This is a genomic window from Acinetobacter sp. WCHA39 (assembly GCF_002165385.1).
Classification (GTDB): domain Bacteria; phylum Pseudomonadota; class Gammaproteobacteria; order Pseudomonadales; family Moraxellaceae; genus Acinetobacter.
Genome location: NZ_NHRP01000026.1, coordinates 13,929 through 36,347 on the forward strand (window position 1 = coordinate 13,929; position 22,419 = coordinate 36,347).

A 22,419-nucleotide genomic window follows, 5' to 3' on the forward strand; every position below is an offset into this window, starting at 1 on the left:
TCTAACCAAGCATATCCATCTTGATATATCTTGCCTTTTCCATCGAGTTTTTCTTCCGTAGCACTGCGGTGAAATATACCGAACTTAAATGCTGAGCCACCTAAAATATTTGCTATTGGTTTGGTTTCCCGTTCTAGGCAATATGTAAAATTTTCTTTATCTCCAGCCTGGGAGTATTCCTCGATGGTCATATTTCTCAGTCGCCCAAGTGGCCAAGCCTCTAAGAACTGATTCCATAATAATTGTTGGTGTTGCTCTACTGACACTCTTTACCCCAATCTTTCAAAATCTACTGTTTTAAATCTTAATAGCTACTTACTTTTGGTTTCTCTTACGCCATGCTCTAGCCAATGCTACCCAAGCTTTACTTTCTTTTAACCATATACGTCTACAAAACTCTGTCAGGTCATAAAATTGCTGGTCTGTTTCTTTTGACACCCCATGAGCCCAATGTCCTTCGTATATACGACCAGCTAGCTCTAAAATTCTAATTGCTAAATCTTGATGCGCTTGGATAAATTGCTGTACCGCTATGTCTTGATATGCAAAATCACGTATATATCGTTCAGACTGTTCCAACACTTCCTCTGTTTCCCATACCCAAGGTTTAAAGCAACGGTCTCCACTTAAACAATCAATCAGCTGTTTAAAGTCATTTAGTTTTTTAGTGAATGTGATATTGGCTTTTACCGTATTGTGAAACGATTGTGGAAGTCCTTCAGTGTCGTAAATATCAATCTGTAAGTTGTATAAATAATCTTTCAAAGCTCTATTGTTTTGCGCCGTGTTTAACACTTAACTCCCCTCATTTTTTTGTATATACGACAAAAATACACGTACAACTTTCCCATCTTTCAATTTCAAATCATCCACATCTACACAAAAGGACAAATGAATATCTGCATTAAATTATCCGCTATTTTAGCGGTATTAATCATTAAAATTGTTCTCTACATATACATAAAAATCATTTCCCACACGATCATATTTAAAGACCATGGTGTTACGACTCATCCATCGCTTTAAAAGTTTTTCATAAACATTGGCTTTTTTAGTTGAAGTGGCACTAAAAGACCAATAATGAATCCTATGCTTATAAATAAGTTCTTCAACTCTCTGACTAATCGCATTAAAAACTTTCAAGGCTGGTAACTTCAAGTTGAGATCTTCATATATGGGGTCATCTCTAAATAAGGCTAATTCTGGATGTCTACGATAATTGATTTGAACTCTGGCACGTGGCGGTCTATTTAAAGAAAAGGAAAAACTGTAATGGTCAAATTTGAGTATGTAGTGTAATCCATCAATCATCAAATCTTCTTTCAAAATCATGCGATATCCTTCGTAAAATGATGACTAAGAACATTATTGTAGATCTCCATTAAAATATCTTGATCTGCTAAGGTTTGAAATGAACTGCCGAAAAAATCACGATCAGTCGTATTAAATAATTGGATAAAGTGTTTTGGAGAAGGTCTTAATTTTTTACGCTTACAGTAAGCAAAATATTCACTAGCATCTTCAAATAAAATCCACCATTCCTGGGGACTATCAATTTGGTTCCCTCCTAGCGGATGCAATTGATCAAATAGTGCATTAAGTAAATATTGAAAATTAAATCGCATACTTCCATATTCAAACTCTGGATATTCAGTATCCAGATCTAAAGCTTTTACATGCTGATGAATTGCATAAGCCTCTTTTAGTATTTCTTGGACCTTTTGATATTGTTTATAGCGTATCAAATCTTTGGCAGATATTTTTGGGAGTCGAGATAAATCCATATTGTCGCTCAAATCAGCGAGCTTAACTTCACAAGCAATCGGATTTTTAACAGTACGCTGTACCGCTTGGAAGCGATTTTCACCATTTACTTTAGTCACGGCGATAATCGCATCTATTATCTTTTGCTCAAATCCCAAGACTTTGAGCTCATCTATTGTCGTTGGTGTATCTTCTAAAATATCGTGGAGAACAGCGCAGATCTTGGCATGTGGCTGTTGAACATTTTCCATAACGCGCAATGGATGTTGAATATAATCCTGTCCTGCCTTATCTACTTGCCCTGCATGGCGTTCACATGCCAATTTTAATGCCTGATCTAGATTTGAAATACGTTTACCCTCTTATTATATTTACTCTCTTTTCTTTTAAATATTAATCAATTACCTAATATTTATCTACAATCATAAGCACATTGGCGACATTATATGTCGCACAAAAAATACATCTATGCTCTTTATTATTTCATTTTTTCAAGGACACTTTTAATTCGAAGATCTCTTGCTACTTTCCCTAAGTTTGTTTGCGGTTCGAGAGTCCCCATATATCCAGCATCGAGTTCAACCAGATAGGCCTGACCAGCAGACGGTAAACATAAATTGTAAAAATTCTCTTGTAGATACTGCTCAATCTGATCGGTCGGTATATGGCAATGAGATTGCTGTTGTTGCTGGCTTATACAAACTTCAGCTTTCTCATTGTCTATACGAATTGTACAGAATGGATCAATCTCAAAATATTGGATGATCTTATTCAAGGCTGCATCAAATTCATCTGCCTTCATGTTCTGAGATTGTTCAACCCAAATGAGCTGCTTTGATGTACTTGAGCTTTGCAGCGCCGTATTCAAAATTAAAAGCTTAACCTTAAAATGTAATCCGTATAACGCTGCGATCAGATCAGTTTGAAGATTGGGCACTTCGTCACTTGATGTGGTACTAATTACTGTACTTTGACTCAAGGTCAATAAAGCACCTATAACTTGTGATTGACCTGTGTATAAGGTAAATGGATATTCTTTTTGGGATAAATTATTTTCAATATGTTGGTTCATCCATATTTTCCTTTTCAAACATGTTCATCATTATGGACTATTAGATGAATATCAATTTTTTTCCAAGCTTTAGCCAATGCTAGCCAAGCCTTACTTTCTTTGGACCAAATACGACGGCATAACTCAGTCAGATCATTAAATTGTTGGTCTACTTCACTTGCAACGCCATATTCCCAATGTCCTTCGTAAACACGCTCTGTTAACTCACACATTTTTTCTGCGAGTTTATAATGTGTTTCAATTAGAGAATCTTCAGAAATATAGTCTTGTGAAAAGTGGCGAAGCGTTTCTTCAGACTGAGCAAGCAGTTCTTCCGTTTCCCATATCCATAGAGAAAAACAACGATCTGCACTTAAACAGTCAATAAATTGCTTAAAGTTTTCAAGTTTTGTCTTGAATGCAAGATTCGCTTTTATTAATGATTCGAGGTATATGAATCGCTTTTCAAAAGCATAAGAGTCAATATTTAATGTATCTAAGTAATCTTTAGATTTACGGTGTAGGCCAAGCGCTCTCATTTTCTCTCTCATTTTTTTGTATATACGACACAGATAATTAAAATTATTTATTTCACATCTATGGAAATGCTATACAATTTGAATAGCCAATCTAAAGTAATAATCCATCACTTGTATTTTTAATCGTAAACTTTTCAACAAGTTCAATAAATTCATCTTTAGGTGGAATTGTGTCACCCACCAACAGATTACGTTTGCTCAAAGCAACATAGAGCGCTATTGAATACGCCTGGCAGTTAATCGACTTTTGCGGGTTAAACTCAATATCAGTAAATGCATCATATGCAAGTGCTTGTTGCTTTAGGTCATCATTCAGATTGAGTGCATTCAAATAAATCCAGTCGTAAAAGGCTGTTTTAGGTTCAAGTTGCCAACGTTTATCTCGATATTCAAAAGCAATCAAATTGCCTGAATTTTTAAGGCGCTCATCCTTTTTCGCATCTCGTGAACTCATATCCATAATGTCCTTATACGGACCGCCGTCAGAGAATACTTTGGATGATTGAAAGATGCTCTCAACACTGATGTTTTTACCGCTCTTGGTTTTAAACATCAGATTGAAAGCGCTGAGTTGCGTTCCTAATTCAATTTCAGACTTGCTCGAAATCTCTAGAAGCTTGGCTTCTGGATTCTGCGTACGATATGCTTCATGCAAGGATCGAATCGACTTTTGTTTTTGTGTGAAGTGCATTCCAGCAAACCATTCAAATTCAACATCGACAATATCTACAAGCGTAGCGCCGTCCAGTTTAGGTACAAATACTGGTCTTTTTGCCATGATGACTTCCTTATCTTTTCTCAAATACTGTTTTGTTAATACTGACCTTAAAGCCTAAACCATGTACCCATAATAGCTCAGGGTCTTGTTCAATTACATGAATCTCTTGAATAAATTCTTTAGGAATATCCCCTTGATAAAGAATTTCCGATTCATTTAAGTAAGGGTAAGTAAGCAATTCAATATCAATTGTCGATTCAAATATATCCAAAAATACTTTGTGGGATTTTCTTTCTTCGCTAGTCTTAGTTCTTTCGGTAAAATGCGCCGCATTCTTCTTACAGAATATTGCTTTATCTAGATAATCAAAATCATTCAATAAACTTAAATCTGGATTGGTATTACCCGACAACAATTCAGGAGAAATTTTTAATACAACCCAATCTTCTAACCCTATCATAGCCCTATATTTATAAAACATTTTCCAGTTTGGATGACTAAATGACAGGGAAATAGAGTCTTTTATACCATCTAGACGCTTTTCATCATTATATTTATATTCAATATTTTGCTCTTCCAAGGTTTTCTTCGTGAGTAAACCTTTTGATAAAATAGAAGGTAAATTACCTTTGTGTGTAAAGTGATATAATGCATTAATTTTTTTACATTTTATTGGATTAAATGACATTTTTTCAATGATCTTCGCCCACTGCGCTTCATTGAGTATTGAATCAGCATAGATACTTTTTTCCCAACTGTCGTATATACATTTCAGTTTTGGTAGCGATTTTTCACCTGTCAAATAATAACGAATATAGATAAACTCAACCAATCCTTTCGGCAGGGCATCTAGCTTAATGTCTAGTATTTGGCTAGATGTAGCCGGTATAGGTGGATAATTTTGGGGTGCTAATTGAGGAGTTTTACTTTCATTATCAACTCTTATAGAGTGTTTTTTCTTTAAACTTTCTTCGGAAGCAACTTTTGTTTTTAATTCTTTATTTTTAGATTCAATTTCAAGTTTATTATGCTCTTCTATAAGTAAAGCTAAACGTTCTCTACGCTTTTTTGCCTCTAAAGCTTCAAGTTCTTTACGCGCTCGCTCCTGATAATCTTTATTGTATTCAAAAAAATCTATCAGAGAAACTTCTTCTAAACCCGCATCTTTTCTATTTTTATTTATTTCAATTACTTTGGCTTTAGTGCGATGATAATCTTTTTCATATTCTTCTTTCCGATATTTTTCAGCTCTATCAGCCAGCTCCTCTGTAGCTTTCTCAAGTTGAGCAGCCCCCTTACTAATTGCCTGCAGCCCTTTTGAAAATAAATCCTTACTCGTATCATAATTTTTTTTGATATCTTTTAAAGCTTGCTCTTTTTTTTCAGCTTGAGATTTGTCTTTATGGGGGCTATTTGAACCAAATGCATTAATTAGAGGCGCTATTAAAATAAATAATAAAAAGAATCCTCCTATTAAAAAAAGAATTTCCATTATTTACCCCCAAGAATAATCCAAAGTAACTCAGGCACTCTTTCGAGTGCCTTTAAAAGCTGTCTTAAAATAATAAAATTTGAAAAGTTTATTTAACTTTCTTCGCCTTTTTCACAGGCTTACTCGCTTCTCGTTCCGCCTGGATTTTAGCAAGCAAGCTTTCCGCACTGTTTACACCTGTAATGAGGTCCTGATGCTGTTCACGCCACTCTGCTGTCAATTCACCGCTAAAGGCTTTGGCAAGAATAGATTGAGTTAGTAAATTCACTCGTTTTCGGGCTGATTCAACCATCTCTTCGATATGGTTTGAAACTCCAAATAAAGTATTAACTTTTTCAACAATTAACTTTTGCTCTTCAAGAGTTGGTAAAGGTATATATAATTTCCTCAAATCATCAAGATTTATACCTTTTTGAGCTACACCTCTTGTCTGTTCTATTAAAACTTGCTTCCCACTCGGACTCTGTAAAAATATGGTCAAATAGTGTGGATCTAACTTTGAAATTACAGGGATCATTGCTACTTCACGACTAATATTTAAAGGTTCACTGAGAAGATCGCTTGTTATAACTGCTGCATTACCAACTGAACCTCGAATAGCTAAAATAACCTCTCCACCCTGTAATCTTGTACGGAAATAGTTCTTTTCAATATTCTTGTCTACTCTTTTTAAATTGGAGCGTCTTACCTTAAAAGGTAAAACATCACCACACCGAATGGTATTAATTCCCCCATCTGTATCATCCCCTGTCTGAACAACACCATAGGGAATACCACGCTCCTGATCAACAAGTAAGCTCAATGGAATATCTTTCCAATTGATTTTATATTCAGAAACCTCTTTTACTTCAATACTCTTATTCTTTTTATTGAATTTTATTAATTCATAGACAAAGTCATAAAATTCTTCTTGTTGGAAATTAATAGCCTCCGTCAACTTCCCACTCACCGCATCCGCCAAAACCGACTGATGGAATTTTTTAAGAATGGCAGGAATTGCATCTAAACGCGCTTTAATTTGCTCGACTTGCGCGAGCATGATATCAAGCTGACGAACGATTTTTTGTTGTTCGGCTAGAGGAGCTAAAGGAACAAATATTTTTTTTAATTCCGCAGCTTTAATACCTTGAACAGTTGTTCCTGTAGCTTTTTCTTGTAAATCACTTTTAAAACTTTGAGAACGCAAATAATAATAAAGGAATTTTGAAATATGTTGGTTGTACTTAAAATTCAAACATATTGCACGTTGGGCAAGTGCAAATTTTTCCTGAATATTTAATATAGCAACATTTCCCATTGGTGCTTCAGTCGTAATTACCAAATCGCCCAAATATGGAATTCCACGAGTCATCCATTCATCATAGGCATCTTCTGCTATATATTCACGTGGTTCTCTGTTGATGTAACCATCTCGGATATTTTTAGCAGTTATTAGTGGAATACCTTCCGAAGTTTTTGTAGGCGTTTTTCCACGATAATCAATAAAATTTACTAAAAGACCTAATTGTTCTGTAGACCACTCAACAGGCAAATTATCTAAACTCATACCTGTTCCTTAGCGCCTAAACCTAATGCATTAGCTAATAGCTGTTTTTGAGTGTTGGCTTCATCAGTTTGACCTAAAGCCTGTATCAGCGCATCTAGCTCAACCAAAGCTTGAGTCAGTTCTGACATCGATTCACTTGCCAACACATGCGGTTCAGGTAAGTTCGCAGCATCCACGGCGTCATTGTCTTTTAACCATGAAATATCTAAAGAATCACCCTTCTGCTCTTTAATCCATTCACGGCTAAACTTACGCCAACGGCTATTTTCAAGCGTTTGCTCTTGGCTTTCTTCAGTAAGTGACCATTCACCCTCAGTACGTGGTGATAAACCTTTAGGGTTCGCGCCGTATACAGTTTCAAAGCCTTTTAAATGCGCTTCGGTAAATGGCGTACGCTTACCAAAACTTGGCATATTGGTACGTAGGTCATATACCCAAGTATCCGTGGTGCAGTGTTCATCTTGCAGCGGGTTGACTTCTGTTCCTTTAGTAAATAACAACACATTGGTTTTTACACCTTGTGCATAGAAAATCCCTGTCGGCAAACGCAAAATTGTATGCACGTTACACTTATTCATCAGGTCCTGACGAATTGCAGTACCCTGTCCAGCTTCAAACAGCACGTTATCTGGCAATACCACGGCGGCACGGCCACCTGGTTTTAAGTTCTTATAAATGTGCTGCAAGAATGCCAATTGCTTGTTTGAGGTATTAAATGGCAAATCATCACGGGTAATACTTGCTTCACCACCTTTAGACGTACCAAATGGCGGATTGGCTAAAATTACATCCGCTTTTGGCAAGGCCTGCCCCACAGGACCCAATGAGTTACCCAGTTTAATTGCACCTTGCTCACCACCAATATCATGCAGTAAACAGTTCATTTGCGCTAAACGGCGCGTATTCGGAACAAGCTCAACACCAATAAAAGCATCTAAAGTGTAAAACTGAGTTTCTTGTTCAGTTAGTGCATACAAATCATTGTGCTGTCGTATATACGCATCCGCAGCAATCAGGAAGCCTGCCGTACCACATGCTGGATCTTGAATCACTTCACTTGGCTTGGGTTGCATACAACGCACAATGCTGTTAATCAGTGGACGTGGCGTAAAGTACTGACCTGCCCCTGATTTGGTTTCGGTCGCATTCTTCTCAAGCAAGCCTTCATACAAATCGCCTAGTCCATCTGCTTTAATGCTAAACCAGTCCAGTTTGTCAAATTCATTGATCAGTTGCTGTAAATGGCGAGGTTCACGTAAACGGGTTTGAGCATTGGCATAGATTGATGCAATCAACTCATTTTGATTTTGAGACAAGTCCAAGAGCATTTGCTTATAGAAGTTTAATAGCTCAATGCCGTTATGATCTTTAAAGTGCGTCCATTTATATTGTTCAGGATAAATCTTGGCAAGCGTAGAAAACTCGTCATCCAGCTCATCAACCATTTTGACAAAGAGCAGCATCACCAGTTCAGACACATAGTCGCTATAGTTAATCCCGTCATCTTTTAATACGTCGCAAAGATTCCAGAGTTTTTGGACAATATCATTTTGTGTCATGTGCTGCACTTCATCAGAAAATGTGAAAAATATAGAAATTTTATTACAGGTGGATTGTAGCAGTTAAGAGGCCTGCCACAACCCATCATGGATATCATCGACCAGTTTTTCAACGTCACTATCAAGCAACTTGCTCAGGCGTTTCACTCCACCATCTTTAGCAAACTGATGGTGGATCATATTCTTATCAACCACCACCTCTTTAGCAATAAACAGGGTTAAACGTGCCAACCATTGCTTCTGATCTTCCGTCCATGCACGCTGCTGTAAAATCCTGTTTAGACCCCGCTGATAACGTTCTTCGACAGAAGAGATTTCTTCACCCAATGTTGAACGGCGAATCATAGAGATGATCTGTGATGCATAAGTCTGATTGGACTCATTGCCACCTAGTGCCTGGGTTAGCTTGCTTTGGGTAAAGCCTTTGCTAGTCAACAAGTTTTCCAGTTCTCGCAACTGCTCGCGAGTCAGATCAGATGGTCGTGTTACGACTGCTTTAATCGCAGCATTGTCATTCACGGCTGTTTTAACGAAGCTATCGAAATATTCCAGATAATCTTCAGGCTGTTGATGTGCCGTATCTACGACGCGTTCAATCAGTTCGTCTTTCTCGTCCGAGATAATTGGTAAATCCAAGGTGCCGAGAGCACTACGAACCTCAGCCAAACGTGCTTCTAAAATCGCACTGTTTTGCTGTAGCCAAGTACCAAGATCATCTACACCTTTAGCACGCAGCATTTGCGGTAGTTTGTTCGATTCAACCCCGAAGTTTTCTTTGATTTTTCCTAGTGTTTCACGCAGTTTTACTTGATCGGGATGATGCTTGAATTTTTCAGCCTTACCCAGAATACGGGTGACTTTCTGAATAAACTCGTCTAAAACAATGTCAGCCTGATTACGTTTAACTTCATCAATACAAGGAACATCGATTGCTTTAGCTTTTTGCATCAATTCAGGATCACTTAACTCACGAATGAGCTGATCAATACTGATATTTGGACGTACTACAATCGGTTGCATCGTATTGACCGCTTGCAAGGTCGCAAAGATATCGACGGCGTCGTATATACGGAATTCTGTTTTACCGATATCAGGACATAACCGGGTTGCACGACCGAGCATCTGTTCAAACAGCACACGTGAACGGACTTTACGCATAAACACCAAATTGCAAATCTTCGGCACATCAATGCCTGTAGTCAGCAAATCTACAGTGACAGCAATATTCGGGAACTTATTCTTTTTATAGCTCTCTACCAGTTTGCTCGGCTGATCTGCATTGCCTGTGATTTTCACCACAGCATCATTATTCCAGTCTTTCCCATATTTCTCTTTGAAAAACTCATTTAACAATGCTACCACCTGATCCGCATGACGATCCGTCACACAGAAAATCATGGTCTTCTCATCACCTAACGGGTTCAGATCCTTTACCAATGCCTGACATATGACTTTATTGAAGCTTTCATTTATCACGCGTCGGTTAAAGTCTGCGACATCAAAATCCATGTCATCGGGTATCAGCGCCGTGGTCTTTTGCCCAGTGGCATTAGTCATCACCTGAACGCTTGTTCCTTTAGGTATTTCAATACCTGCCTGACTAAGTTTGGTGATGTAGCGAATCGGTTTGTCATAGTTGACTAAATAGCCTTCTTCTACAGCACGAGTAAAACTGTAGGTGAATACAGGTTTATCAAAAATCTCCGTTGTATGTAGTGCAGGTGTTGCAGTCAAACCAATCAGGGTGGCATCAAAATAGTCGATAACACGCTTATAGGTAGATAGATACTGTGCTTCATCACGAATCGTTTCCTCACCTTCGGTCATTTCCTTATCCAGGGTATAACCACGGTGTGCTTCATCAATGATGATACAGTCATAAAAATCGATTGGCAGTGGTGCATCACTGTTAAACAGACAATGTACCAAGCTTTGCACTGTAGCAACTTGAACTTCAGGACGTTCAGTAATATCTACACCTAAATCGGCAACCGTATAGATTTGTGCCAGGGTTTGGCCTTGCTCAATCACTTCAGCACCAAATGCATCAAATGCCTGTGTGCCCAAAGTAGAACGATCAACCAGAAACAATATATGCTTAAAACGCTGGCTTTTGATTAATCGGTACATTAGGCCAGTCGCTAAACGCGTTTTACCTGTGCCTGTGGCCATAGCCAGTAAAATACGTTGCTTGTCTTTGGCAATTGCTTGCTCAACCGCTTTAATTCCTTCACGCTGATAGGCACGATCATTGAATGGCAGGATCTCGGTCTGTTCTAAATATTCATCTGCACGTTCAATATCCTGCTCAAGTTTCCACTTCAACCCTTCTGGGGAATGGAAACCTTGTAATACCTTAGAAATATTGGATGGATGTCGTACATCACGGAACCAGATTCCGCCCTCATCAGCTAAACGCTTAGACTGCTTTTGACCATTACATGCATACACAAAAGGAATGTGGTAGACCTTCTCCTCAGATGTCCACGGCGTATTCTTATAGGGCTTGTCTAAATCAGACGCAAATAGAAAGCCTTGTGAGTAACGCTCCGCCTGACGAATATACTGACTGACGGTTTTGTTCTGCTTCTTCGCTTCAACCACTGCAACAGGCATCAAGCCTTCAAAAAGTACATAATCCGCAAAACCCTCTTCACCATCCAGTAACGTCGGATATTCTGCTATTGCAAGGTTTAAACCTTTTTGCGGGCGAACGCCGTTGCTATACCTTAAAAGCTGTGTATCTGCCTGCCAACCTGCGAGCTGAAGCTGACGGTCAATGAGCCCTCGTGTTTCAGCCTCGGACAATTCAAATGAAGCATTGGCTATATCCAATTGCTCATCTTCAATAGGTGTCTCTAAAGTAGGCATGGTTGCCTGCTGTTCCAGCTCTTTTACTTTTGCTTCATAGGCAGCGAGTTGAGCCTGTAATGTTTGTGCTTCTACTTGCTGCTGTTGCTTAAGCTGTAAATTCTCTGCTTCTAGGGCTGCCAATTTATGTTGAATATCTGAGTGAACAGCTTGCTTGTCCTGTGCCGTACGCAACTGCTGCTGTAGCTCCATCAATTCAAAACGCATGCGCCGTGCTTCAAGCGTTGGGTCAACAGGTGCTTCAAACTCAGGGAACAATTTGGTTTTCTGAGTAGTCAGAATATACAACCACTGTGCCATTCGATACGATAACCGTAGTGAAGTCAAAGCATCACTATGATCGGTTTCGGCATCATGCGCACCTTTGTTACCATTAACACGCAAGGTATGTAAAACAGAGATAAAGTCAGCTTTCAGCTTGAGTCTATTCTCAAGTAAACGAATACGGGAGAGAAAATCCGCCTGTTCAGGGATTTCAAGTTGATTGGCTTGGGCTACTTTATTAACCAGAATCTCAGCAAATTTTCGGGTTTGTACAAGTGTATGCGCTGGTGCTGTGTAGTATGCTGCTTCCGCACTGACTAATAAAGCATGCATCAAAGGATCTACGTCCTTTAAAAAATCAAACTGAGACTCAGTTAAATTCATCATATTATTTACAACTATCTGTACTTTATTATGCTTTTATACAAAGCTCCCCTTAAAATAAGCATATCAGTTCACGTTATTTTTATTAAGAAAAATCTTTTGTACATAAGTCTAATTCAGGATTAAAAAACCACCCGAAGGTGGTTAAATAAATTACCAATAGTTTTTATCCCATAAGCGCCAATTGTCAGCACCTAATCGTTTTTTAGCTTCATCTTTTAAAAACCATAAAAAATTGTTGTAATTTTCAGGATCTTTTATAAGGCATCCAGCACTGAATTGATGGCAATTATCCCTGAAAACATTGTAGTTCCTTGTATTACCAATCTTTGATTCAGCAAAATCGGCAGCTTCGTCACATCCTACTGCACTATCACCTTGGCAAGAAACATAAATATTAAATCCTGTAGTCCACGCAGCCAGAAACTCTTTCGGGCTAACAGCTTCAATAAAGCCATGCCTATTCAAATGAACAATTTCATTATTACCAATATAGATCCCAGTATGTTCAGCTATTCCATTTCCCAAGGTTAAATCGCAATAAACTACAGAACCTCTTACTGGCTGCACTCTCCCTTTTATTTCATCAATAAGATACCCACCAACATGCTTGACGGTATGAGCAGCGACAGCAACTTGTGCAGCTGTAGTTGTAGTCATTGCCGTTTTTGTTGCAACTACAGCAGCAGAGGTAAGTAATCCGGTCGAACCCGCTACTGTAGCTCCTGTCACTGCCCCAGTTGCAGTAGTAAACCCCATCACACCAGCTGTAGAAACACCTGTGACAGCAGCAGCCCCAGCCATCACTCCCAAAGCTGCACCACCAGTTGCAGCAACAGCTGTTACTGTTGCAATTGTCGTTAATGGATTCTCAACAGCAAAGTCTAATGCTGTACTTGCAGTATCACTAACAAAATCGATAGTTGAGCTTGTGACATCACCCACTGTATTAACTGCTGAACCAGCCAGGTCACCAATCACATCTACGGTAGAACTCGCAGCACCACTGATAGCGTCTATCGTTGAAGTCGCCACATCCCCAATTACATCAATGGTGGAGTCTGCCGCACTACTCAACACATCAACTGTAGTACCAGTAATATCACCAACAATATCTGCGGTTGTACTCGCAGCATCTGACACAATATCTACAGTAGTACTTGCAACTTCTCCAACTGCGTCAGCGACTGAGCTTGCAGCATCAGCGATCGTGCTACAAGCATCTGAAATAAAATCAAATAACCCCATATTTACTTCATTATCTTTTTACTTATTTATCATTAGAATACACTAATTCCATTCTGAGCTGGCTTCCATTTCTTTCCACCTCCCATAGTTAAAGTGGCACAGTTATAAGCATCCTGTAAGAAACCACGGCGCGCAGGTTCTGTGAACCCTGTTTGAGCAATTAGAGTCTCTCGAAGTGGGTGATGACTTGTAATCAAATACTCATTACGCTTATGCAAGCGCTCTAATAAATTGACCGATGGTAAACGATCAAACTTACCCATCTGACCGCGATTACATGTAGGACATGCCAATACCAAATTCGCTACACCGTTGATGGGTTTTTGAACATCACACTCACGCAATTTATGTGGAAAAAAATGATCAACATCTGCAGAGTGCTCAAAAAACTGATCAATTGTGATAGGGGCAAAATAATAAAAGCATCTACTCTTTTGATATCCATTTAAAGCTGACTTAGCCGATGTCACATTGACTCTTCTAATTTTGTTATCAGCAACCAAGAGCCCTTGATCATCATGCTGAATCTGAACCAAATGCTTAGGTAGATTCATATCCCAAGCTGTTTCAACTAAACGCCATCTTGCTTCAGTTTCATCGATCAAATCTTTGGAATTCTGAGCCTCAAATAGCTGAAATACATCATCAGTTAAAATGATACCACCGTGTGTTTTCCGGGCATCCATAAAAAATCTTTTGGACAATTCCTGACCGTGAACATTGTGAAAAGCATCAATTACATTCACAAAACCATACTGAACTGTTTTAGCTATCAGTGTTTGCTGGTCAATTTCACCAGTATTGTAGGCACGACAAAAATCTAAGAATTTACTAGAGCTCGATGTAGCTTGCTTATCAACAAACTTGAGGTGTTCACAAATATGTTGGCTGAAAGGTCCTGCTAATTTATCGAGAGTAATAATGGTATTACCCTCAGCTTTGAGATCATAAAGTGATTTTGCTAAAGCAAATTTATAGGATGCAACATTACGCCCAAATAGAATAACTGCTCGCCAATAGTTTTCAAGAGACGGTTCAATCTCATAAAACTCAGACATAAAGCACCCCCACGTGAATTGTTATATTTAAGCATTCTTCTTAATTAGAATATTTAACCATTTTTCTTCACGATCTGGTCGCTGATCTATAGTAATCCAATACTTAATTAATTCAATTTGATGAAATTGATTTAATAATTCTTTGGCCTGCTCTTCATTTAAGTCTGTGAACTTTCGACCATCTTTTTCTCGGTCTTTGTCTCCATATTTAAATGACATATACAAAATCCCATTCACCTTAAGAGCATTCAGAATACTTTGCAAAACATCAGTCAAACGATCACGTTCACAATGCAATAAAGATGCACATGCCCAAATTCCGTCGTATATACCATGATCATTCAAATCATAAAAACTTTGATATCTTACAGGAATCCCAGTGAGTGCCGTGGCTTTTTCAACCAAAGCTTTAGAATAGTCTAACGCTTCAACCTGATAGCCCTTATTCTTGAACGCTAATGTATCCCGTCCTGATCCACACCCCAAATCAAGAATATGGCCTCCATTCGGTAAAAGTACTAGAAATGCCTGATATAAGCTTTCCATATTTACATTTAGCGTTGTTTGAACAAACTGCTCTGAGTTTTGGTTATAATAGCCCACATTCCCCATTATTGAATTCCTAAAAATAAAATTGGTCACTAGCTCACTTATATGCCCATGATTAGATAAATTTCAAATCTTAGATTGCGACAAAATGTCGCTGTATTATCTGAAAGTTTATAATGTGTAAGATAAAAAAATTAGAACTGATTTTAATTTTCCCAAAATAAAGATGATTAAAAAATAATCAAAACTACTTATTTAACAGTCCTTTTTAAACAAATCCATATAAAAACTTAAAATTCTGTTTATTTTTTATACATCCCTACCGTTACACTATAAAATTAACAAAATTTATGTGCGTTACACTATAGAAAGCGCTGCGTTACACTATAAAATTTTAGGCGTTACACTATAAAAACGGGTTTATTTCATGTGCGTTACACTATAAAAATTGGTGCATTACACTATTTTCGACGATCCGTTACACTATAAGAAATAGTGCATTACACTATTTTCGACGATCCATTACACTATAAAAATAGTCGTATTTTGTTTAATTTTTAATTTATTTTTTGGCTTAGATTGACACAAAATGGCAGAGGTTTGACTCAAAAATGCCGCCTATCTACCACTAAAAGGAAGTTAATGGCAGCGATTGGCTATTTTTGTCTTTTGAATAGCACAAAAGTGCTTAAGAATGGCTGATTCATGAAGATTTTTGGCATTTATTGGCATTAAAAATATAGTTATTACCAAAAAACAAAAACCTATTGTCTATAGATGGCATGGATTCGAAAGTAAATGTATTTTGATTTTCAGAAATCGAATTCTCAACATGGAAATAATAATTAAATAAATTATTATTCTGAAAATATCTATCCAATTATCTCTTGCATCTAGAACAAAAATTCACAGAATGAAGTAGTAAAAAATTAAACTCCATTCTCTCAGAAGAAGAAAATATTGCATTTCTATATTCTTCAATTCATAGCAATTTCGCTATGTAAACGAAGGATTATCCTCATGCACATTCAATACAACCGCCCACCATCAACGCATCCTAGCCCTGGTGGCAATTGGCCCAGCACAACAGGTCGCCCATCAGGTGGTGGCCGTGGTAATGCCAAATAATCATTAAGGGGAGCAATCCCCTTAATCCAGGATTACCGATGAAAAAGTACAGTCATGACAAAGAGCTGAACAAATATATTCGGCAACTTATCAAAGATGGTATTGCATCTTTTAAACCCGGTAAAAAACATGATTTTTTACTTGTAAATCAAATACAAAAGATTACGATACCAGGCACACCCAGTGACCGAAAAGCCTATTTAAATTTTAAGACAGATATACGCAGAGCTTTACAATGCCAAAGAATACCTTTCCAACAACTATAGAAATTGTTCGTGATTTATTTAGTCATATGGATACCAAGAGCCAACTCTCGGTGACAGACTCTAAACACTTAGATGGTTCATCAAACAAACTATGCGCTTCGCACTATGATATCGACTTATTTTTGGATCAGTTGTGCCCAAAAGAGTTTTCTGATCGCACAGCTTTGCAGTTCGTAACCTTGCTAAAGCGTAATGTTTTGGACAGATATAATGCAATGCTATTACATGCTCGCTTAACAGCAATTATGGATGTTAATGCGATACGCAAGTCTGTATGGTCAAATTACTTAGTACCTGCTTTACACAAGCTTATACAGTTTTGCATATCCCAAATGGGTTTTGTTCAACACTGGACAGGTAACAACTTTATTAAAGAAAGCTTGGCTTATCTTAAAGATACTGACCAAAACTTCGCTAACTTTTTGGAAAGTGACGTATTAAGTCCTGATGATAAAAATTACATTAGTAAATTTGGTCGCCCAGATGCCTTACCTACGCCATCGACCTTAAAACGCTTGTTTTTAACCAATACTGAAACATCGCAGGCACATTATGAATTGTTGTGTTTTGCGCGATTACTACAAGCCTTAAAAATTAAATATGGGTTCTCATTGCAACATGGAAACTTTATCCAATTTTTGGCCGAACAACACAACCAAAAATTGAAGTCTCATCGTATTTCGCAACATGACACCCAAGCACTTACCTTTAAAGCGATGGCTATTGCCAATGTACAAACACATTTTCCTTTTTTGATAGAAATCCCTCTTTCATATCAAAAACTAACTCAAGTATTTTTTGATAAAATGCATGTTAAACGTATTGATCAAACCGATGCTCATTTAGCATCAATGGTCTATAGCTCAACAGGTGAGATAACTTTTCAACTAAATACATTAATGTTAAACCAAATAGATAAGTACCTTACTGAGCACCAAGAAGTCGGTCATCTTCTTCCATATATACATTGGACTAAAGCAATTAATTTGGTATATCAATATCAATTTAAAGAAGCACTCACTGAATATGAACTATGCTTAGATGGTTTGTTATATCGTGATATGCGTTACTTAGAAGTACTGCTGAATGAGATGCTTTGCATTGCTTCACTTATAGAAAGCCAAAATAAACTCATTGGAAAGATTTCGAATTTAGCGATCCAATTTGACCTTAAAGTTGGAATCTTTGATCCAATTGAGCGCCCTGACCGCTTTAAAACCGACTTTGTTTTTGAAGAATGGGAAAAAGAAGCAACCCTAGTTGGATTCTTTAAATATTTTACTGCCGAGACTTTTAGCGACAAGGGTATGGAAATTAAAAAATTAATTCCAAAAATCGGCAGCCTTGCAGTTCCTATGGATATTAGCCCTGACTTTAAAAAAGTGAATGCAAGCATTTACATTGATATTGAACAAAGACGTAAATGGCCTCAACTTCACTACTTTGTAGCTATCGGAGATTTTACTACAGCTAGAAAGCTCATTGAAGCTGGTGCCAACATAAATGCTTTAACTTCAAATAACGATAGTATTGTGCTGTTGGCATTAAACCACATTACAGCTAAATCAGATGAAACATACACATTCATCCAATATGTATTCAAATGTGGTTTTGATAAAGAGCTTTTAAATGAACGCACAGCGAAAAAGCAGACTTGCCCTTTAAACCTTGCTGTTGAGAAAAACCTACCAAAACTTGTAAAACTATTATTGGAAAATGGGGCTAATCCTAATATTACAGGTCTTTATGGTATTTCCATGCTTTACCAGAATTTAGGTGTGATTGGCATATTGAATGGTCATAAAGTTGAACAAGCCAATGATAAATATCTTGCAGATTCGATTAGACGTCATTCTAACGGAGGTAGTGATATCGAAAGCTATAAACAGCTTCAAAGCCTATCAGACTATGATCCAAGAAAAATGTTATTTGAAGAGATACAAAAAATCTCTCTTGGAGACAAAAAAGTGTGCGATGCATACGAGATTTTTGAATTACTTTTACAATATGGCGCCGATCCAAATCAAAACACAGCCCAGCATCCAATTAAAGGCTATACACCCTTCATGTTAGCTGTTGAAAAAGATAATGCTGATGCTGTCGATCTTATGTTAAAGCACGGCGCTCATTTGGAACAAAGCTATATAAATGCAGATGAAGGACGTCGTATTTTTTTGCATGAAATAGCTGAGTATTTTAATGCCAATAAAGCAAAAGAATTGATTTCTATAGCCTAACAATAAATAGCGTCTACCAACAAACTCCATGCTGGTAGACGCTTATTTTTTATTTATACAATCAATCTACATCTTGTACGACCTGCATCATTATTAGCAACTCGACTTTGTGGAATCAACCAACAACAAGATTCATCTTCTTTAATAGCTAAATAATGGTGTTTTGAATAATCCAACAAATTAGGCTCTTTAATTAAACGTTGCTTCCAATTCGGCATATCCACAGGAAGTTCATAATCATCTATTACTTCTTCGAGATCTTTATCCATTAATACGATGAAAAGCTCTTTTAAATAACTTGGATCTCGATTAAACAAAAACTTCAAGTCTTCAGTATTTGCTATTAAACAACGCTTAGGGGCAGATACAGCATGAAGTATAGACCACCAATAGTTATAAAATTTATTATCACCTATTGTTAACAAGGCTCGTCTGAAATCATTAGAAATATCTCGATCATTTAGGTATTTCTGTACAATATTTTTACGAAGGATATTTAACTTTTCAAAACTAAATTCATCCAGACAATCTAGGAAAATTCCAATGCTACCTCTACAAAATTGTGAATCTTCTAATTTATGAATAGCATTTTTATTTTCCTGAGATTCATTAATTAATTTAGCTTTTATGATCTCCTCATCAATTTGCTTCGCTGCAAATTTAGAACTAATCACATTCTTCTCTAAATATTGATAAATATTATCTTGTCCTCTAGCTAACTCTCTAACCAAATTCAAAGCACTTAAAAAAGATTCATCATTATCAATTGTTGAATTATTCACGATATTCCTAATGACACGCATCCAATCTAAGAATTTAACTGAGGTAAAATCTAATTCCGCATTCAAATAACACGTCTGTGCATAAAACATTACACGTTGAGGATATGTGACATGGCTTGAAGTAGAAATTAATTCAAAGAAATTATTAAAGACCAAGTCACTTTTAAGATCTTTGAAATTTAAAAAATTCAAATTACTCAATTGGTTACTTATCAAATTAAGATCAGTACTAGAATAGTTATCCAAGCTTTTAACTAAATATTCTAATGTACTTTTATCAAATGAAATTGAAATTAAAGTAGATGGATTTGTTGCCAAGATTTGTACATTATCCAGTTCCCTTTTATTTACTAAGTACAAGTTAGAAATTAATTGTAAAAAATATTCATCAATAGAATTTTCTTTATTACGATAACTCCATAATAAATCTGTCCACTGGTTATCTATTTTATAAGCAAATTTTTGGTTGAATTCTGTATCTTTATCTTCCCATCCTTCTTCATTAATTTGTTTTTCTAGTAATGCTTTAAAGTTTTCAAAGGCTGTGAGAGCCTTTCCTCGGGCATTCATAGTAATATAAAGATCATCAGATAAACCAAAATTATCCAAATTCAGATGGTAGAATTGGATCACATTCCTTTCCGTGAGTTTACTCCACCCATTCTTGATATCATAAAATTTAGCATGAATAGCATCTAGCATATTCAACATAGCTGCAATCGTAGGGTCTTGCTGCCACGATAAGAAGAACCAAGGTTTATCAGTTATCAATTCTGATATTCTTGTACTATCGTCTAAGTTCGTAATGTCAAAAACGTCATTTATTAATGATTCACAAAACTCTCGTGAACTAATACGTGTTTCATAAGTAAAATTTAAAAGCTTGTTTTTCGTAATGTTATCAACATGATCTTTATTTACAAAATAAAAGTGTAATAAAAATAAAGTTGTTAAACGTTGCTGACCATCTAAAAGTTGCAAAGTATCATCAACTTGACTGCCATAAACAAAATCTAGCTCAATAGATTTTTCTTCACTTAATGAAATATAAAGTGCATTTAAAAAACGTTCTCTAATTTTTTCTTGCTCTAATCGCCCTTGTGCATAATCTCTTTGAATAATTGGGATTTCAATTTTATTTGACTGGAGCAAGTTCCAAAAAGATATTTTTTCTGCAGTTTGTTTATTTAACACGATGAAATTCCTTAAGCTGACTGAGAGTTTTTGAGAGAATTTATTACTTCTTCAATATCAGTCAAATATCGCTCCCTATCCTTTTCACCCCAAAAAGTCATTTGTTCCACATCAGTGCTATAAAACTTCATGAAAACATTTTTTGTGCAAATAGGTACAAAGGTACCTGTTTTTTCTCTCTCAATAATTTTCTTTCTCTTAAGAGGGAAGACAGAGTTTTTATAACTTCTATTTGTTGAAGAATCTAACAATACTAGGTTATCAATAGAATTCACATCCAATCCTTGTCCCTGGAATGCCTCTATAAATTGAATAAAAAACTCATCAAACTTTGTTAAATCACTTTGAACATCTATAAGTTTAGTTTGCAAACTAGAATCTAAATTCAAGTTTGAAATATTGTCTAAAATTTCTTTTATCCAATCTTTTTTATGCTGATCAGACTTTGGTGGCTGGTCAGCTAATGCAGTGATATGTTCCACATCCCATTTTTCTTTTTTATAACGGTCAAATGGAAATTTGGTTGTTTCATTTTTATTATTTAATAGCGTTTGGACATTATGGAATAATAAAATTGGGCGTATTTTTGGAGATCCATATTGCAACTCATCTAAATCATCTCCTGGCAAATACTCTATTATTTTTTCGTTTATTAAATTAAGAAATTCCTTTTTACTTTTAGAGTTTTTTAATTCGTAAACTTCATTAATACCAAAACCAGTGGCGATTAGGTAACCAATTTTATGATATAATTTCCTATCCTCATACCATTCTTGAAGTGTCTGAAAACATTGTTTCACGTCACGCCATACTTGTTTTATTTTTTCTTGTTTTAACTTTTCTGAAAAAAATCTAAATGTAAAAAAATCGTCGTCATTACTTTTTTTGTTTGATATTAAATTAAAAATTAAGTCTATTCGGGTTGTTAATACTTTTTTATCTGTTAAAAAATACCATAATGAATCATTTTGTAAGGCATATTCCATTCGATCCCATTCTGTTGATATTTCAATCTGTTGTAATCTTATTTTTGCCTTATCTTTATCATTTAATTCAATAAAGTTAGTCTTGTTTAAAAATAATGCTTTTATCAACTCAGCATTAGTTAATGGAATTTTCCCCACATTTAAACGAGTAAATACTTCTACTGAATCACTATCAGTTTCATACCAAATAACTTTCGTATAATGAACAAATTTTGATTCTAATTCAGCTGAATTTAACTGCCCTAGTGATTCTAATCCTTCAGCCCATTCATGAATTGTTTGATAAGCATTACTTATAAAAAAGAAATCAATATTTTGCTCACTAATAGATGCATTATTAATATCAATTTCTAAATTATTTAAGAAATCCGAACTAGATTGGCGAGTCTGGTATTTTAAAGTAAATTCTTTATATTTAGATTTACCTTTCCACATTTCATTAATGTAATGGATCAATAAGAAAATAGTCGTAAGCCGTTGCTGCCCATCAATGACCTCATACCATGTTTTTTCAATATCCAGCCCATTTATACTTATAGAATCCCGATCCATAGGCTTAAGTACCAAAGGCTGTAAACAGTACCAAGATTTCTCACCTTTATCATTTATTTTAGGTTCAAATTGATTGATATCATTTAAAAAATCTTTAATTTGTTGAGGAGTCCATCTATATCCTCGTTGATAGGCCGGAATAAAAAAGTTCTTATCCAATAATTGTTGGATATTCATTGGTTCTATCATTAAAGTTGTGTTCACTCTTGCCCTCTTTTTACAACGTACTAT

The 22,419-nt window shown here is 36.3% G+C and carries 16 protein-coding genes and 1 pseudogene; 2 read left to right on the forward strand and 15 right to left on the reverse strand.

Annotation, left to right across the window (positions count from 1 at the left end):
• Positions 1–315 precede the first annotated feature (315 nt).
• The 13 genes and pseudogenes from CDG56_RS12545 to CDG56_RS12605 all read right to left on the reverse strand — a co-directional run bounded on the left by CDG56_RS12545 (position 316) and on the right by CDG56_RS12605 (position 15,106).
• Positions 316–795 (reverse strand): hypothetical protein, encoded by a 480-nt coding sequence (locus CDG56_RS12545; protein WP_086043908.1) that lies wholly within the window; start codon positions 793–795, stop codon positions 316–318.
• Positions 796–930: 135 nt separating this feature from the next.
• Positions 931–1,332: a hypothetical protein gene (locus tag CDG56_RS12550; RefSeq protein ID WP_087548056.1), complete on the reverse strand. Its 402-nt coding sequence runs from the start codon at positions 1,330–1,332 to the stop codon at positions 931–933.
• A gap of 371 nt (positions 1,333–1,703) precedes the next feature.
• Positions 1,704–2,114, reverse strand: a pseudogene (locus CDG56_RS17340) (guanosine-3',5'-bis(diphosphate) 3'-pyrophosphohydrolase); the annotation flags it as partial.
• A 128-nt stretch (positions 2,115–2,242) separates the two neighbouring features.
• On the reverse strand, positions 2,243–2,836 hold the full coding sequence (locus CDG56_RS12560) for a hypothetical protein (protein WP_227519066.1): 594 nt from the start codon (positions 2,834–2,836) through the stop codon (positions 2,243–2,245).
• Between the two features lie 14 nt (positions 2,837–2,850).
• Positions 2,851–3,354, reverse strand: coding sequence for a hypothetical protein (locus CDG56_RS12565; protein WP_087548057.1), 504 nt, complete (start codon positions 3,352–3,354; stop codon positions 2,851–2,853).
• A gap of 91 nt (positions 3,355–3,445) precedes the next feature.
• Positions 3,446–4,132: a DUF6977 family protein gene (locus tag CDG56_RS12570; RefSeq protein ID WP_087548058.1), complete on the reverse strand. Its 687-nt coding sequence runs from the start codon at positions 4,130–4,132 to the stop codon at positions 3,446–3,448.
• A 10-nt stretch (positions 4,133–4,142) separates the two neighbouring features.
• Entirely contained in the window at positions 4,143–5,564 is a 1,422-nt protein-coding gene (locus CDG56_RS12575) for a DarT ssDNA thymidine ADP-ribosyltransferase family protein (protein WP_087548059.1), read from the reverse strand.
• Positions 5,565–5,652: 88 nt separating this feature from the next.
• Positions 5,653–7,110 carry a restriction endonuclease subunit S gene (locus tag CDG56_RS12580; RefSeq protein ID WP_087548060.1) on the reverse strand — a complete coding sequence of 486 codons (1,458 nt, stop codon included), beginning with the start codon at positions 7,108–7,110 and terminating at the stop codon, positions 5,653–5,655.
• Positions 7,107–8,669, reverse strand: coding sequence for a type I restriction-modification system subunit M (locus CDG56_RS12585; RefSeq protein ID WP_087548061.1), 1,563 nt, complete (start codon positions 8,667–8,669; stop codon positions 7,107–7,109). Before CDG56_RS12585 ends, CDG56_RS12580 begins: the two co-directional genes overlap by 4 nt.
• Before the next feature lie 63 nt (positions 8,670–8,732).
• Positions 8,733–12,191 (reverse strand): type I restriction-modification system endonuclease, encoded by a 3,459-nt coding sequence (gene hsdR, locus CDG56_RS12590; RefSeq protein WP_087548062.1) that lies wholly within the window; start codon positions 12,189–12,191, stop codon positions 8,733–8,735.
• Between the two features lie 150 nt (positions 12,192–12,341).
• Positions 12,342–13,436, reverse strand: a complete 1,095-nt coding sequence (locus CDG56_RS17175) for a lecithin retinol acyltransferase family protein (protein WP_205666498.1) — start codon at positions 13,434–13,436, stop codon at positions 12,342–12,344.
• Positions 13,437–13,468: 32 nt separating this feature from the next.
• On the reverse strand, positions 13,469–14,494 hold the full coding sequence (locus CDG56_RS12600; RefSeq protein ID WP_087548063.1) for an HNH endonuclease domain-containing protein: 1,026 nt from the start codon (positions 14,492–14,494) through the stop codon (positions 13,469–13,471).
• A gap of 27 nt (positions 14,495–14,521) precedes the next feature.
• Complete coding sequence (locus CDG56_RS12605) at positions 14,522–15,106, reverse strand: class I SAM-dependent methyltransferase (RefSeq protein ID WP_087548064.1); 585 nt, start codon at positions 15,104–15,106, stop codon at positions 14,522–14,524.
• A gap of 1,103 nt (positions 15,107–16,209) precedes the next feature.
• On the opposite strand from CDG56_RS12605, the gene CDG56_RS12610 reads away from it, so the two are divergent.
• Together CDG56_RS12610 and CDG56_RS12615 are read left to right on the forward strand one after the other, a co-directional pair.
• On the forward strand, positions 16,210–16,437 hold the full coding sequence (locus CDG56_RS12610; protein ID WP_087548065.1) for a hypothetical protein: 228 nt from the start codon (positions 16,210–16,212) through the stop codon (positions 16,435–16,437).
• Positions 16,407–18,674, forward strand: a complete 2,268-nt coding sequence (locus CDG56_RS12615) for an ankyrin repeat domain-containing protein (RefSeq protein WP_087548066.1) — start codon at positions 16,407–16,409, stop codon at positions 18,672–18,674. The genes CDG56_RS12610 and CDG56_RS12615 overlap by 31 nt, the downstream gene beginning before the upstream one ends.
• Before the next feature lie 53 nt (positions 18,675–18,727).
• On the opposite strand, the gene CDG56_RS12620 is transcribed toward CDG56_RS12615, so the two are convergent.
• Positions 18,728–20,650 (reverse strand): DUF262 domain-containing protein, encoded by a 1,923-nt coding sequence (locus tag CDG56_RS12620; protein WP_005251361.1) that lies wholly within the window; start codon positions 20,648–20,650, stop codon positions 18,728–18,730.
• 11 nt (positions 20,651–20,661) lie between these two features.
• Positions 20,662–22,365, reverse strand: coding sequence for a DUF262 domain-containing protein (locus tag CDG56_RS12625; RefSeq protein ID WP_171295162.1), 1,704 nt, complete (start codon positions 22,363–22,365; stop codon positions 20,662–20,664).
• Positions 22,366–22,419: the final 54 nt, after the last annotated feature.

Bases quoted from the DNA above. Each gene is read 5' to 3' on its own strand.
- CDG56_RS12550 (WP_087548056.1), bottom strand. From the start codon at position 1,332: ATGATTTTGAAAGAAGATTTGATGATTGATGGATTACACTACATACTC.
- CDG56_RS12560 (WP_227519066.1), bottom strand. From the start codon at position 2,836: ATGAACCAACATATTGAAAATAATTTATCCCAAAAAGAATATCCATTT.
- CDG56_RS12565 (WP_087548057.1), bottom strand. From the start codon at position 3,354: ATGAGAGCGCTTGGCCTACACCGTAAATCTAAAGATTACTTAGATACA.
- CDG56_RS12570 (WP_087548058.1), bottom strand. From the start codon at position 4,132: ATGGCAAAAAGACCAGTATTTGTACCTAAACTGGACGGCGCTACGCTT.
- CDG56_RS12575 (WP_087548059.1), bottom strand. From the start codon at position 5,564: ATGGAAATTCTTTTTTTAATAGGAGGATTCTTTTTATTATTTATTTTA.
- CDG56_RS12580 (WP_087548060.1), bottom strand. From the start codon at position 7,110: ATGAGTTTAGATAATTTGCCTGTTGAGTGGTCTACAGAACAATTAGGT.
- CDG56_RS12585 (WP_087548061.1), bottom strand. From the start codon at position 8,669: ATGACACAAAATGATATTGTCCAAAAACTCTGGAATCTTTGCGACGTA.
- hsdR (WP_087548062.1), bottom strand. From the start codon at position 12,191: ATGATGAATTTAACTGAGTCTCAGTTTGATTTTTTAAAGGACGTAGAT.
- CDG56_RS17175 (WP_205666498.1), bottom strand. From the start codon at position 13,436: ATGGGGTTATTTGATTTTATTTCAGATGCTTGTAGCACGATCGCTGAT.
- CDG56_RS12600 (WP_087548063.1), bottom strand. From the start codon at position 14,494: ATGTCTGAGTTTTATGAGATTGAACCGTCTCTTGAAAACTATTGGCGA.
- CDG56_RS12605 (WP_087548064.1), bottom strand. From the start codon at position 15,106: ATGGGGAATGTGGGCTATTATAACCAAAACTCAGAGCAGTTTGTTCAA.
- CDG56_RS12610 (WP_087548065.1), top strand. From the start codon at position 16,210: ATGAAAAAGTACAGTCATGACAAAGAGCTGAACAAATATATTCGGCAA.
- CDG56_RS12615 (WP_087548066.1), top strand. From the start codon at position 16,407: ATGCCAAAGAATACCTTTCCAACAACTATAGAAATTGTTCGTGATTTA.
- CDG56_RS12625 (WP_171295162.1), bottom strand. From the start codon at position 22,365: ATGAATATCCAACAATTATTGGATAAGAACTTTTTTATTCCGGCCTAT.